Genomic DNA, 13,784 nt, shown 5'->3' with positions numbered 1-13,784 from the left:
TCGGTCCCCGATCATACCCGTTTACCAAGCGCATCCAGATCGCCCGGCGCGGTTTTGCGCACCCCCATGATACCATGGGTCACGGCCACAATCAGCGGATAAGCGAGCGTGGTCAGTGCCAATTCCGTGAGGTTCAGAGACATCGAGGGCGTGGGCACCAGCGCAAAGCTCAGCAGAATGCGGTTGGCAAAGATCACCATGGTCAGGATCACGGACACGGTCAGCCATTCGGCAGCAAAGCTCGCATCGCGCAGATGGCGCCCTCGGGATTTAAGGTTCTCGACCCCGAGCAGCGCCAGCACTGCCCAAAGCCCGGGAGGGCGTTGCAGCAACAAGTCCGAAAGCAAAAAGACCAGCGCTAGAAAAATGGCAGGCACATATTCCGGCCGCCGCAACCCCCATGCGCAGGCAAAGCCCAGCAGCAGATCGGGGCCTGCCCAGCTGCGCGGGGTCGTCTCAAGCGGCAACAGGTGAAAGAACAGGATCACCAGCGCCAGTGCGACAAAGCTCAGGCGCATGACCCACAACCGGCTGCGCGACAGATCGGTCATTGGTCCATCCCGACCGGGGCTGCCGGTTCGGCCAAGGGGCCATCTGAGGTGATGACATGCGCGGTGTCTGGTACCTTTTCGTTGCCGTGATTGCGCAACACGCGGAGGAACTCCAACCGTTCGTAATCCGCTGCCAAGCGTACCCGAAGGCGCCCACCCGGATCGGCGGCGACTTGGCCAATTAGGATGCCTGCCGGGAAAACCCCGCCATCGCCCGAGCTGATGACACGGTCACCGGGGCGAACCAACTCGCGGTTTTCGATGAAATCGAGCGGCGGCGCGGCGCTGTTGTCGCCTGCGACCATCGCGCGTTGGCCCGAGGGCTGGATCGTTGCCGGAATGCGGCTGGAAGCGTCGGTCAGCAGGATCACGCGCGCCGTGTTCTTGCCCACACCTGCAATGCGCCCGACCAGCCCGATGCCGTCCATCGTCGCCCAGCCTTCGACCAGCCCATCGCGTGCGCCGACGTTCAAGAGCACCGATTGGCGATAGGGGGAGCCGCTGTCGGCCAGCACCGTGCCGGTGATGAAGGTGAGGCGCGGATCGAGCCGGACATTGTTGAGGTCCAGCAGTCGGGCGTTCTCCTGCTCTAGCTGCAAGGCCGCTTCTTTCCACGCCTGCATCTGGCGCAATTCCGAGCGCAGCTCGCGGTTCTGTTCGCTGAGGCGTTGGTAGCTTTGGAAATCGCGCAGCAGGTTGATGGTGCCGGTCACCGGGGCCATGGCCCAATCGAGGTTGGGCACAAAACGGTCGGTGACCTGCGCGCGGAAACGCTCGACGCGGGGGCTGTCGATGCGCCACAGCAAGAAGACCCCGGTCAGGGCCAGCACCAGCACAGCCAGCAGCAACCGGCGCAAAGGGCCGGTGAAATCACTGGAGCTGGAACGGTCCTTGGGCATCTGTGCTGAAACTCCCGCCCGGTCAGGCGGGGCGTTGTCGCCGCGTGCCGGGTCTGGCTAACTTGCCAGTGTTAACTGTCGTAGTCGATCGCGTGGCGCAGCTGTTTCTCGTATTCCAGCGCCTTGCCAGTGCCGAGCGCCACACAGTTCAGCGGCTCATCCGCGACCGAGATCGCAAGGCCGGTCTGTTCACGCAGCGCCAGATCAAGATCGCCCAGCAGCGCACCGCCGCCTGTCAGCATCACGCCACGGTCGACGATGTCAGCGGCGAGATCCGGCGGCGTTGTTTCCAGCGCGGTCATGACGGCTTCGCAAATCTGCTGCACCGGTTCGGCCAGCGCTTCGGCGATCTGCGCTTGGGTCACTTCGATTTCCTTAGGCACGCCATTCAACAGGTCACGCCCCCGGATCTGCATCGAGGTGCCGCGCCCGTCATCAGGCATCCGCGCCGTACCGATAGAGGTTTTCACCCGCTCAGCAGTCGTTTCCCCGATCAGCAGGTTCTGCTGACGGCGCAGGTAGCTGATGATGCCCTCATCCATACGGTCACCACCCACGCGGACAGAGCGCGCATAGACGATATCGCCCAGAGACAGCACCGCGACTTCGGTGGTACCGCCGCCGATGTCGACGACCATGTTGCCCGTCGGATCGGTGATCGGCATGCCCGCACCAATGGCGGCTGCGATGGGTTCTGCAATCAGCCCGGCGCGGCGGGCACCAGCGCTCAACACCGACTGGCGGATCGCGCGTTTTTCCACCGGGGTCGCGCCATGGGGCACACAGACGATGATCTTGGGCTTGGAGAAGGTCGAGCGCTTGTGCACCTTGCGGATGAAGTGCTTGATCATTTCTTCAGCGGTGTCGAAGTCGGCAATGACCCCTTCGCGCATCGGGCGGATCGCCTCGATGCTGCCCGGCGTCCGGCCCAGCATCAGCTTGGCGTCTTCGCCAACTGCCAGCACTTTCTTAACACCATCCTTGACGTGATAGGCGACAACAGAAGGTTCGCTCAGCACGATGCCCTTACCCTTGACGTAAACCAGCGTATTCGCGGTGCCGAGGTCGATCGCCATATCGGAGGAGAACAGGCCGCGGAATTGATCGAGGATGGACATAACAGTAGCGGAGCCTTGCAAATATTCGGACAGGCCCGCCTGCATGGGACCACGCGCGGGCTACTGGCTCTTATAGGGCGCACAGGGGCAGGGCGAAAGGGGCAAGACCGCAAAGGTGGCGCGATATTGCCGCCGCGCTATCATAGAGCGGTATATTTATGGCGGAGGTCGGCGATACCATGCAAAAGATACAGACACTTGGGGTGCATCACATCACCCTCACCGGGGCAGATCGGCAAAGCTCCATCGACTTCTGGGAGGGGGTCTTGGGGATGCCTTTCATCTTTGATCAGCCAAATTTAGATGACCCGGACGAGGGGCACCTCTATTTTGATCCCGGCGACGGGCGGCTGATTACGATCTTTACCAATGAGACCCGCAAGCGGGTGCACAACCGCACGCCGATGGATCCGGGCTGCGTGCATCATTTGGCGTTCGAGGTGGACCGCGCGATGTTTGACCAAATCCCCGAGCGGTTAGAGGCGCGGGGCATCGGGCATTCGGGGGTGAAAGACCGAGGCTTCATGCATTCGATCTATTTCAAGGATCCGCTGGGGCAGTTGATTGAACTGGCCTGCTACACCTTCATCCCGCCGCGCGGATCGAGCCATGCCGAGGTGATGCTGGAAGCGCATAAGCTGCGCGTTGCGGCGGGGGATGATCATATCCAGCGGCAGCATCTGGCGGATGCGGTGGTGAAGATTATGGAGCAGGGGCAGGCGTCGCTGAGCGAAGATCGCGGGGCGAAGAACCCGTATTGAGAGTGCGCTTGGGTCCGCATGCGCTGGTTTTTGATTTGCGGTTGTCAGTCGGTCGGCCGGCCTGCCGGTGGCGATTTCCACCCCAGCCCGGAATCAAGCCGCAGGCGCCGGGCATCGCCTGCCCACCCGGACGGGGAGGCGATTTAGTGAGGCTGGGTATGCCACTTTGAGGGCGCGTCATGGCTGATCAATTAAGTGGTATAAACTAAGGTTTGGTTCGCCACCCCGCGGACAGGCGATGCCTTGCTTCCATACTGCACACGTAAAAAGGGCGAGGTTTTAACCCCCGCCCTCTAAATCAACCTACATCTTTGTAGTTGATCTCGCGCTTGTCCGTGCCGCCCTTCTCGCGCCGCACTAAAAGACGGTTCAGCGCGTGAATATAGGCCCGCACACTCGCCACCACGGTATCAGTATCCGCCGATTGGCCGGTCACGATGCGGCCCTCTTCTTCCATCCGCACGGAAACCGTCGCCTGCGCGTCGGTGCCTTCGGTCACGGCATGCACCTGATACAACTGCAAGCGCGCGGTATGCAGCACCAGCGCCTTGATGCAATTGAACGCAGCATCAACGGGGCCATCGCCGGTTTGATTGGTGGATTGCTCTGCACCGTCCACTTCAAGTACCATGTCAGCAGTCTGCGGGCCTTCGGTGCCACAAACCACTTTCAACGACTTAAGGCGAATGCGGTCTTCTTCGGGATCGGTCGCGGTGCGCATCAGCGCAATCAGATCGTCCTCGTAGATTTCCTTTTTACGGTCGGCCAATTCCTTGAACCGCACAAAGACATCCTTGAGCTGGTTGTCGCCCAGTTCAAACCCGAGGTCTTCGAGCTTGGACCGCAGCGCCGCGCGGCCCGAATGTTTGCCCATGACGATATTGGTCTCGGTCAGACCCACATCTTCGGGGCGCATGATCTCAAATGTCTCGGCGTTCTTGAGCATGCCGTCTTGGTGGATGCCGCTCTCATGCGCGAAGGCGTTTTTGCCGACGATCGCTTTGTTGAACTGAACTGCGAAGCCCGAAACGGCGGCGACCCGGCGCGAGATGTTCATGATCTTGGTGCTGTCGATGCGTGTCTCGTAGGGCATGATGTCATTGCGCACCTTCAGCGCCATGACGACCTCTTCGAGTGCCGTGTTGCCCGCGCGTTCGCCCAAACCGTTGATGGTGCATTCCACCTGCCGCGCCCCGGCCTCAACCGCGGCAAGGCTGTTGGCAGTCGCCATACCCAGATCGTTGTGGCAGTGCGTCGCAAAGATGATCTCATCCGCGCCCGGCACATTTTCGAGCAGTTTGGTGATCAGATCAGCGCTTTCACGCGGGGCGGTGTAGCCCACGGTGTCGGGGATGTTGATCGTGGTGGCCCCGGCCTTGATAGCGATCTCGACGACGCGGTAGAGGTAGTCCAGTTCCGTCCGCGTGGCGTCCATCGGCGACCATTGCACGTTGTCACAGAGGTTGCGCGCGTGGGTCACGGTTTCGTGGATGCGGTCGGCCATTTCGTCTTGGGTCAGGTTTGGAATGGCGCGGTGCAGGGGCGAGGTGCCGATAAATGTGTGAATGCGCGGCTGGCGGGCATGTTTCACGGCCTCCCAGCAGCGATCAATGTCACCCAACTGCGCGCGGGCAAGGCCGCAGATCACGGCGTTCTGGCTTTGTCGGGCAATCTCGCTGACCGCGTTAAAGTCGCCTTCCGAAGCGATGGGAAAACCCGCTTCGATGATGTCGACGCCCATCTCATCGAGAAGTTGCGCGATCTCCAGCTTTTCGGCATGGGTCATCGTGGCCCCGGGGGATTGTTCGCCATCCCGCAAGGTTGTGTCAAAGATCAGCACACGGTCCTGTTTCGTCATATCGGTCATCCTGGGTTCTTTCTTTGCTGGTATCCTTGGCGCGCGACACATCCCTCTGAGCGGGCGCGCCGAAGGGCACGCTCAGAGGCGAATTAGTAGCAGCAAGTTGGCACGCAGCAGGCCCGCGCAGCGGCGCGGCAGGGTCGGGATATGGACGGCCTGTGTCATAGGGGTAGTTATACGCACCCGTTTTCAAATGAAAAGGGGGTTGCGGGTTTTGTTTGCCCCTGCGTCAGCGCCGCCTACCTTCTCTGAAGCGGAGGGCGTCATGGAAGTGCATCAACCACAAAACAAAACGCAGGCGGGTCAGGGATGAGCGCGCGGGTGCTTGTCATCGGTGCGAGTGGTGGCATCGGTGCGGCGCTGGCGGCGGCCTGTCGGTCGCGGGGCGATGCGGTGACCACGCTGTCGCGCTCGGCTGATGGGTTTGACGTGACGGATGAAGCTTCGGTTCGCTCTGGATTGGGGAGGTTCACCAGCCCGTTCGATGCGGTGATTGTCGCCACTGGCGCTTTGGAGATCGAAGGCGCAACTCCAGAGAAAACAATCAAAGCGATTACCCAAAAGGCGATGATGGACCAGTTTGCCCTGAACGCTGTCGGCCCCGCATTGGTCTTGCGCCACGCAGAGCAGCTCCTGCCGCGCGACAAGCGTGCAGTCTTTGCCGTGCTGTCGGCGCGGGTCGGCTCTATCGGGGATAACCGATTGGGCGGCTGGATCAGCTACCGCAGCGCCAAGGCGGCGGTGAACCAAATTGTGCATACCGCTGCTATTGAGCTTAGGCGCAGCCATCTGCAAAGCATCTGCGTGGCGCTGCATCCCGGCACAGTGGAAACCGCCTTTACCAAGAAATATGTTGGCCGCCATCCAGCCGTTCCGGCCTCAGAAGCGGCGGACAATCTGCTCCATGTGATAGACGGGCTGACCCCTGCGGATAGCGGCGGGTTCTTCGACTGGGCCGGAAAGGCGGTGGCGTGGTGACCCGGCTGGTTCTGGTTTTGGGGGATCAACTTTCACTGAACCTGTCGTCGCTGCGCGCAGCCGACAAAGCGCGTGATGTGGTGGTCATGGCCGAAGTGGCGCAAGAGGCGGAATATGTGCGCCATCACCCCAAGAAGAGCGCGCTGGTCTTTGCGGCCATGCGCAAGTTCGCGCGTGCGTTGGAGGAGGGCGGCTGGACCCTGCGTTACACCCGGTTGGATGACCCTGAGAACGCCGGCTCACTCGTTGGCGAGTTGCTGCGGCGGGCGGAGGAGACCGGCGCGGGCGAGGTGGTCGTCACAGAGCCGGGGGAGTGGCGCCTAATCAATACGCTGACCCATGCGCCGACGCCGACACAGATTTTACCGGATGACCGCTTTATCGCCAGCCGCAAACGCTTTGAAGATTGGGCCGAAGGGCGCAAGGCGCTGCGGATGGAATACTTCTACCGCGAGATGCGCCGCGAGACCGGCCTGCTGATGGAGGGCGATGATCCCGCAGGCGGTAAGTGGAATTTTGATCATGACAACCGCAAACCGCCTAAAGAGGGGCTAGAGTTTCCCGCGCCGCTCACCTTTGCACCGGATGCCGAGACCCAAGCGGTGCTGGACCTTGTAGGCGCGCGCTACGGCGATAACTTCGGCGATCTGGAGCCGTTCGATCTAGCCACCACGCGCGAGGAAGCCTTGCAGGTCTTGGCATATTTCATCGCCCAGGCCCTGCCGCGTTTTGGCGATTACCAAGACGCGATGATGCAGGATCAGCCCTATCTCTTTCACGCGCTGATCTCTCCTTATCTTAACCTCGGACTGCTGGGGCCGATGGAGGTGTGCCGCGCGGCTGAAAAGGCGTGGCAGGAAGGTGCGGTCCCAATCAACGCCGCCGAAGGGTTTATCCGGCAAATCCTCGGCTGGCGGGAATACGTCCGGGGCATCTATTTCCTTGAGGGGCCAGAGTATGTTGAGCGCAACGTGCTACAACACGACCGCGATTTGCCTGCCTTTTACTGGGGCGCTGAAACGCAGATGAATTGCCTACGTCAGGCCATCGGGCAGACCCGCAAATACGCCTATGCGCATCACATCCAGCGGCTGATGGTAACGGGCAATTTTGCCCTGCTGGCCGGGATCGATCCGCATCAGGTGCATGAATGGTATTTGGAGGTCTACGCCGATGCCTATGAATGGGTCGAAGCGCCCAATACGGTCGGCATGAGCCAGTTTGCCGATGGCGGGGTGATTGCCTCAAAGCCCTATGTCTCGTCCGGCGCTTACATCAACCGCATGTCGGATTATTGCAAAGGGTGCAGCTATAGCGTCAGCGCCAAGATGGGGAAGAAGGCCTGCCCGTTTAACCTGCTTTACTGGCATTTCCTTGATCGGCACCGCGAGCGGTTTCAGGGCAATATGCGGATGAAGAACATGTACGCAACATGGGACCGGATGGACGCGGACCGCCGAGAGGCGGTGTTGCGCGATGCCGGGAACTGGTTGCAGCGGTTAGATGCGGGCGAGACGGTCTAGCCCCGATCAGCTCTCGGTCGCCAGCCGAGGCGGATGGATATCCTGACTGTCCTGCGGAGCCTCGGCGCGGTCGAACATGCCATAGTCGCGGATTACATGGGCAATGCGCAGGTGATAATCGGTAAAGATCCCCTCACGCCCCGCTACCTGCGCCCCGCGATGCGCGGTCAGCTTGCGCCAATTCTGCACCGCCTCTTCATCGCGAAAGAAGGAGAGCGACAGCAGCTTTTCGGGGTTGGTCAAACTCTGGAACCGTTCGACTGAAATGAAGCCGTCGATTTCATCCAGAAGCGGGCGCATTTTGGCTGCGATGTCGAGGTATTCCTCGCGGCGGTCGGGGTGGGGGAAGACTTCGAAGATGACGGCGATCATGGGGGCTCCGCGCGGTTACTGCCCTATGCTAGCCCTAGTTTTCGAATAAAGAAAAGGCCCGGAGATCACTCTCCGGGCCTTTCATGATCAAATCTATCGCGGCTTAGCGCACAACGTCGACGATCAAGTTTGTCTCATTGTCGACCAGCACAGTTGCGCCGTTGATGTTCACATAACGGTAGTCCGATTCCGGCACTTCGAATGTTGTTACTGTCTTTGGGATACCTGCGCCGACAACAACTTCGCCGTCAAGGTAGACGGTTTCAACTGGGTTCTCGCGGACATAGGTGATCGTTTTCTCTTCCGGCTCGGCTGCGGCGGAGCCCGCTGCGCCACCGATAATGCCACCGGCAATGATGCCACCGATCGGGCCGCCAACCGCATAGGCTGTCAGAGCACCCAGTGTGGCGCCAGCAGTCGCGCCTGCAGTCTCATTCTCGGCTGTGCCTTCGGGGTTTTCATAGGTCACGGTGCCGACTTCGACACTTGCAGGGCGGGTGGCCAAGGCCACGGCCTGCTCTTCGACGCCAACGGCAAGATAGTCAGAGGAGGACCAGCCCATTGCGTCGCCGAATTTTACCTGGCACCAAGATTGGCCGTCAAGGCAGCCTTCGACCATTGCGGCTTCGCCACCGGGGATGACACCCACAATGTCGAACTGCGGGCCGGGGCCCGAACGGATGTTAAGATCGGTTGCGGCATAGGCCTCTGCCGACTGTGCATAGACAGGTGCAGCAGCACTCAAAGCGATGGCAGATACCATTCCAAGTTTAACGATATTCATCTCATAACCCTTTCTGTTCGGCGGGGAGTGCCCTGCGGGAAATCCGGCGCCGTTGTTGGTCGTGTCTGGACAACTGTGGAGGGAAGAGTTCGTTCCATGCTATTCGGGGGGAGTGCAGATTTTTTAACATAACTTCAAATGTTTAGGCGACACTTCGCCTGCAGGTGGCGGAGTGGCGCTTGCCCGTACTACCCGTTTAAGTAGTCGGAAACCCAAGTGATGGGTTGTGAGTTATGAGGCATCGCGCCAGCGGGCGGCTGTGGGGTAAGGAGCGCGCATGGCGGTCAGTTGCGGGCCGGGAGCGGACCGGTGCGTTTGAGGTTGGCTGATCGAGATGTGTTCTGCTGCCTCTCGTGCGGACTGCTGGTTATAGCCAGCCGCGACACAATCCCCGACGGTGCCATTCTCGTTGAGCAGGATACGCAGGACGCCGTCTAGAGCGCTGTCTTCTGGAGAATATTGCGACGGGGCAGGCATCGCATCTACAGGCCCCAGCATCCAATCCCGGCGGGCATCGTTTCGCCAGCGGCAGAGATCGCCAACCTCAGTCTGATAAAGGTCTTTGATGGGATTGAAGTCACCCGGCATCGCCGCCTGCCCAATGGCAGCGGCGGATTTGTTCTGCGCAGTAAGCAACATCTCTCCCGCGGCATCTGCTGAGGCGCGCAGCATCAGGCCGCGCAGATGGGGGGCAAGGCTATCGTCACTCACCTTTGTGCCAAGCTCTGCCAGACTGTCGCGCAGTGCGGAATGTGCCGTGCCTTTCGCAGGGGGCGCAATCTGGCGGACATTCTCAGGCCCCAAGGCATCCAGCGCAAGCGCCGCTGTCAGCGCGGTATCATTTCCCTCGGCTTGTTCGACAAGCACCTGAGTGAACCCCATCTTGGTCACATAGTCCCGCAGCCCCACGACCAAAGCGCGGTAGTCCCGTTCAAGGGCGTCTGGTTGGGGCGCGAGGTCTCCGGCCACGATCTGCCAGCCCTCAGCCCCACGCGCCAAATCCACATGTGTGATGGCATCGTCGAAGGCAGGCAGATGCAGCGCCAGCTTGCCTCCGGGGTTCAGCGCGAAAGAGCCGCCGTCGTATACTAATTCATCCTGCCCACCGGTCATGTTGAGGTAAATCAGCGGCAGTTCCGTCTCAATCACCCGCGCGACCATATGGTTTAGCCGCCGATCCATCGCCCCTCGTTGGTGCGGCGCGGCATTGGGCACGAGCAGAAGTTCAGCCCCGGTCTCGGCCTGTGTTTCGGCCACATCGCCTGTCCAGCCATCGGTACCGATAGGCGCGCCGATGCGCAGCCCCGCGACCGCAAAGGGGCCGCTGATTGGGGCAGCATCAAAGTCAGAGCCCCGTTCAAGGCTGTGTTGAAGCACCCGATGGGCGATCTTGCCCCCGATAAGGACCAGATAGGCGTTATAAACCTGCGTGCCTTCGACCCATGGCGCACCGAGCGCCAGCGCCGGGCCATCGGCACAATGGGCGGCAAGCGCTTCCAGGTGGGTCAAGACATCGCGTTGGAATGCAGGCTTTCGCAGCAATGCTTTGGCATTATGACCGGTTAGGAACATCTCAGGTAGGGCGACCAACTGCGCCCCGGCGTCGCGCCCAGCTTCCCATGCCTTGCGCGCCTGTGCGGCATTGCCGGGCAGATCGCCGACCGTGGGGTTCAACTGCCCGAGGGTAAGGCGAAAACGGTCTGACATGGCTAGGCTCCGGGCTGGCTGGCGTTTGTTCGATGTAGCAGATCAAAGCCATAGCGAAACCCCCACATGCCTGCGGTCCGAAGTGCCGCGCTGCGCTGCATCGGCCGAAACCGGCGTGCGTTACCTGCAAACACGTTGCCTCTGCTGTCTATCGCCCTTAACCTCAGGCCGAATGACACTTAACGAGATCGGGAATTTCCGCCCATGTTGCACCGCAGCCTGCCCCTCTGTCTGATTGCCCTTCTTGCCACCCCGCTCGCGGCGCAAGACGGACAGGTGCTGACCAAGGAATACGACGACGGCGGCATCTATGAGGGCACCTTTCAAGGCGGGCTCCAGCATGGCACCGGCACCTATAAGTTGCCTAATGGTTATGAGTATTCCGGTGAATGGGTCGAGGGTGAGATCAAGGGCGAGGGTGTCGCGCGCTTCCCCAATGGCTCGGTCTATGAGGGCAATTTCGCCAAGGGCAAGCCCGAAGGTCTGGGCAAGATTACCTTTGCCGATGGCGGCACCTATGAGGGTGAGTGGGAAGCCGGCGCGATCATGGGCCAAGGCGTCGCGATCTATGCCAATGGCGTGCGGTATGAGGGCGCGTTTCGCAATGCCAAGCACCACGGCAAGGGCGTGATGCAAAGCCCCGGCGGTTATGAGTACAAAGGCGACTGGGTTGATGGCGTCAAACAGGGCGTTGGCACGATCACCTACCCCGATGGCGCGGTCTATGAGGGCGAGATCCAAGGCGGCAAGCGCAGCGGCCAAGGCACGCTGACCATGCCCGATGGGTTGGTCTATGTGGGGCTGTGGAAAGACGGCCAGATCGACGGCACCGGCACGCTGACCCAGCCCAATGGCGATGTTTACGAAGGCACGCTGGTGGCGGGCCGTCGTGAGGGCAAGGGCAAGGTCACCTATGAGAATGGCGATACCTATGAAGGCGACTTCAAGGACGACCGCCGCGACGGGCAGGGGACGTTCACCGGCACCGATGGCTATGTCTATACCGGGTCTTGGGTCGCGGGACAGATCGAGGGCGAAGGTCAGGTGACCTACCCCGATGGGTCGGTCTATGTCGGCACGTTCCGCAGCGATCTGGCTGACGGCACGGGCAAGATCACCTACCCCGATGGATCGACCTATGAGGGCGCGTGGGTCGCCGGCGTAATCGAAGGCGAAGGTGTCGCCACCTATACCAATGGCGTCGTCTATGAGGGCGAATTCAAGGACGCCCGCAACCACGGCCAAGGCGTGATGACCTATGCTGATGGCTACCGCTATGAAGGCGGCTGGCAAGACGGTCAGCGTCATGGACAGGGTAAGGCAACCTATCCCGACGGCACGGTTTACGAAGGCGAATTTGCCGGAGGCCAGCGCCACGGTCAGGGCAAGATCACCATGGCCAGCGGCTTTGTTTACGAGGGCGACTGGACCGATGGCGAGATTGAGGGGCAAGGCGTGGCAACCTACGCCAATGGCGATGTCTATGAAGGCACCTTCAAGGCGGGCAAACGTCAGGGCAACGGTACGATGCGCTATGCCAGCGGCGAAGAAGCTACGGGCGATTGGGCGAATGGCGCGTTGAACGACGGCACCACTGCGGCCACACCCGAAGCCGAAGCCGAAGCCCAAGCCGAAGCCGAGACCGAAGCGCCTGAGGGCGAGGCACTGCCTGCGGATCAGGCACCGCCAGCGGATGACGCAGAAGAGAATGCCGCCGAAGATGGCCCTGAAGAACAAAGCGTTGAAGAGGACACTTCAGAGGTTGTCCCAGCCCCGAGTGGCGCCACAGCAGACGGCGGCTGATCCCCCGCCATTACTGGACAACGCCCGCGCCCTGTGGCAAGCCCGCGCGCAACAGGAGTACGCCAGATGTCCAACCCTACGATCACCCGTTTCGCCCCGTCCCCCACTGGCTATATCCACGTGGGCAACCTGCGCACCGCGCTGATGAACTACCTCATCGCGCGCAAGGCAGGCGGCACTTTCATTCTGCGTATCGACGACACTGACCCCGAGCGCAGCCGCGAAGAATATGTCGACGGCATCAAGCAAGACCTCGAATGGTTGGGCTTGGAATGGGACCGGGTTGAACGCCAGTCCGAACGGTTGGACCGCTACCACGCCGCCGCCGAAGACCTGCGCGCCAAGGGCCGTTTCTATGAAGCGTTCGAGACGCCGACGGAGCTGGACCTCAAGCGTAAAAAGCAGCTCAACATGGGCAAGCCGCCGGTCTATGACCGCGCCGCGCTGAACCTCAGCGACGACGAGAAAGCCGCCTTGCGCGCGGAGCGTGGCGAGGGTGTCTGGCGTTTCAAGCTGGATCAGCAGCGGATCGAATGGGACGACGGTATTCTGGGCGACATCTCTATCGACGCGGCATCGGTCAGTGACCCGGTGTTGATCCGGGGCGATGGGCAAATCTTGTATACGCTGGCGAGTGTTGTCGACGACACTGACATGGGCGTGACCCATGTCGTGCGCGGCTCGGACCATGTGACCAATACCGCGACACAGATCCAGATCATGCAGGCGCTGGGCAACGGCGCTGTGCCGTCCTTTGCGCATCACTCGCTGTTGACCGGCCCGCAGGGCGAAGCACTGAGCAAACGCTTGGGCACATTGGCCCTGCGTGATCTGCGAGAGCAGGGGGTTCAGCCCTTTGCGCTTTTGAGCCTGATGGCGCGGTTGGGGTCGTCCGATCCGGTGGAACTGCGCACCGAGATGGCGCAGTTGATCGACGGCTTTGACATCAACCGCTTTGGGTCGGCCCCCACGAAGTTTGACGTTCAAGATCTTTTCCCACTGACAGGGCGCTATTTGCAGCAGCTGCCCCTTGAGGCGGTGAAGGACGACATCACAGCCATTGGCGTGCCTGAAGATCAGGCGGGGCAGTTCTGGGCCGTCACGCGAGAAAATATCTCGACGCTGAAAGACCTTGATGCGTGGTGGGTTATGTTCCGCGACGGTGCCGAGCCGATCATCGCCGAAGAAGACCGCGAGTTCGTAGCTCAGGCCATGCTGCTGCTGCCTGACATGCCGTTTGACGAGAGCACATGGTCAAGCTGGACCGCCGCGGTCAAGGAAGCCACGGGCCGCAAGGGGCGCGGGTTGTTCCGGCCTTTGCGTTTGGCGCTGACGGGGCAAGAGCATGGGCCAGAGATGGCGCAGGTTATGCCGCTGTTGCAGACCGTCAAAGCACGCGGCTGAGGCGGGCCGAGAGCAGGCGGGGG

At 61.1% G+C, this 13,784-nt stretch carries 12 protein-coding genes; 5 read left to right on the top strand and 7 right to left on the bottom strand.

Going from position 1 to position 13,784, the window contains the following annotated elements; translation table 11 throughout:
- Window positions 1-11: 11 nt before the first annotated feature.
- The 3 genes from DSM14862_RS14270 to DSM14862_RS14260 form a co-directional block, all read right to left on the bottom strand.
- Window positions 12-551 carry a hypothetical protein gene (locus tag DSM14862_RS14270; protein ID WP_007117981.1) on the bottom strand — a complete coding sequence of 180 codons (540 nt, stop codon included), beginning with the start codon at window positions 549-551 and terminating at the stop codon, window positions 12-14.
- A complete protein-coding gene (mreC, locus tag DSM14862_RS14265; protein WP_007117980.1) occupies window positions 548-1,450 on the bottom strand; it encodes a rod shape-determining protein MreC in 903 nt (300 codons plus the stop codon). The genes DSM14862_RS14270 and mreC overlap by 4 nt, the downstream gene beginning before the upstream one ends.
- A gap of 71 nt (window positions 1,451-1,521) precedes the next feature.
- Window positions 1,522-2,568, bottom strand: a complete 1,047-nt coding sequence (locus DSM14862_RS14260; RefSeq protein WP_040700660.1) for a rod shape-determining protein — start codon at window positions 2,566-2,568, stop codon at window positions 1,522-1,524.
- Between the two features lie 179 nt (window positions 2,569-2,747).
- Between DSM14862_RS14260 and DSM14862_RS14255 the strand changes: the two genes are divergently transcribed.
- The gene (locus tag DSM14862_RS14255; protein WP_040700658.1) at window positions 2,748-3,329 is read left to right on the top strand and encodes a VOC family protein; all 582 of its coding nucleotides are present in this window, start codon (window positions 2,748-2,750) and stop codon (window positions 3,327-3,329) included.
- A 298-nt stretch (window positions 3,330-3,627) separates the two neighbouring features.
- On the opposite strand, the gene DSM14862_RS14250 is transcribed toward DSM14862_RS14255, so the two are convergent.
- Window positions 3,628-5,196 carry a 2-isopropylmalate synthase gene (locus DSM14862_RS14250; protein ID WP_007117977.1) on the bottom strand — a complete coding sequence of 523 codons (1,569 nt, stop codon included), beginning with the start codon at window positions 5,194-5,196 and terminating at the stop codon, window positions 3,628-3,630.
- A gap of 303 nt (window positions 5,197-5,499) precedes the next feature.
- Here DSM14862_RS14250 and DSM14862_RS14245 point away from each other — a divergent pair, with 303 nt between their 5' ends.
- Window positions 5,500-6,168 carry an SDR family NAD(P)-dependent oxidoreductase gene (locus DSM14862_RS14245; RefSeq protein ID WP_007117976.1) on the top strand — a complete coding sequence of 223 codons (669 nt, stop codon included), beginning with the start codon at window positions 5,500-5,502 and terminating at the stop codon, window positions 6,166-6,168.
- Complete coding sequence (locus tag DSM14862_RS14240; RefSeq protein WP_040700268.1) at window positions 6,162-7,691, top strand: cryptochrome/photolyase family protein; 1,530 nt, start codon at window positions 6,162-6,164, stop codon at window positions 7,689-7,691. The genes DSM14862_RS14245 and DSM14862_RS14240 overlap by 7 nt, the downstream gene beginning before the upstream one ends.
- A gap of 6 nt (window positions 7,692-7,697) precedes the next feature.
- Here the strand turns inward: DSM14862_RS14240 and DSM14862_RS14235 are convergent, their stop codons facing one another.
- The 3 genes from DSM14862_RS14235 to DSM14862_RS14225 all read right to left on the bottom strand — a co-directional run bounded on the left by DSM14862_RS14235 (window position 7,698) and on the right by DSM14862_RS14225 (window position 10,554).
- Window positions 7,698-8,063: an antibiotic biosynthesis monooxygenase family protein gene (locus tag DSM14862_RS14235; protein ID WP_007117974.1), complete on the bottom strand. Its 366-nt coding sequence runs from the start codon at window positions 8,061-8,063 to the stop codon at window positions 7,698-7,700.
- A 103-nt stretch (window positions 8,064-8,166) separates the two neighbouring features.
- A complete protein-coding gene (locus tag DSM14862_RS14230; RefSeq protein WP_007117973.1) occupies window positions 8,167-8,847 on the bottom strand; it encodes a DUF1236 domain-containing protein in 681 nt (226 codons plus the stop codon).
- A 231-nt stretch (window positions 8,848-9,078) separates the two neighbouring features.
- Complete coding sequence (locus tag DSM14862_RS14225; RefSeq protein WP_007117972.1) at window positions 9,079-10,554, bottom strand: nitrilase-related carbon-nitrogen hydrolase; 1,476 nt, start codon at window positions 10,552-10,554, stop codon at window positions 9,079-9,081.
- A 204-nt stretch (window positions 10,555-10,758) separates the two neighbouring features.
- On the opposite strand from DSM14862_RS14225, the gene DSM14862_RS14220 reads away from it, so the two are divergent.
- Complete coding sequence (locus DSM14862_RS14220; RefSeq protein WP_007117971.1) at window positions 10,759-12,357, top strand: MORN repeat-containing protein; 1,599 nt, start codon at window positions 10,759-10,761, stop codon at window positions 12,355-12,357.
- Window positions 12,358-12,423: 66 nt separating this feature from the next.
- Window positions 12,424-13,761 carry a glutamate--tRNA ligase gene (gene gltX / locus DSM14862_RS14215; RefSeq protein WP_007117970.1) on the top strand — a complete coding sequence of 446 codons (1,338 nt, stop codon included), beginning with the start codon at window positions 12,424-12,426 and terminating at the stop codon, window positions 13,759-13,761.
- Window positions 13,762-13,784 lie beyond the last annotated feature (23 nt).

It is taken from the genome of Sulfitobacter indolifex, assembly GCF_022788655.1.
Taxonomy (GTDB): domain Bacteria; phylum Pseudomonadota; class Alphaproteobacteria; order Rhodobacterales; family Rhodobacteraceae; genus Sulfitobacter; species Sulfitobacter indolifex.
Note: the sequence above shows the minus strand (reverse complement) of the source record. Positions and strands in the feature narration are given on the sequence as shown.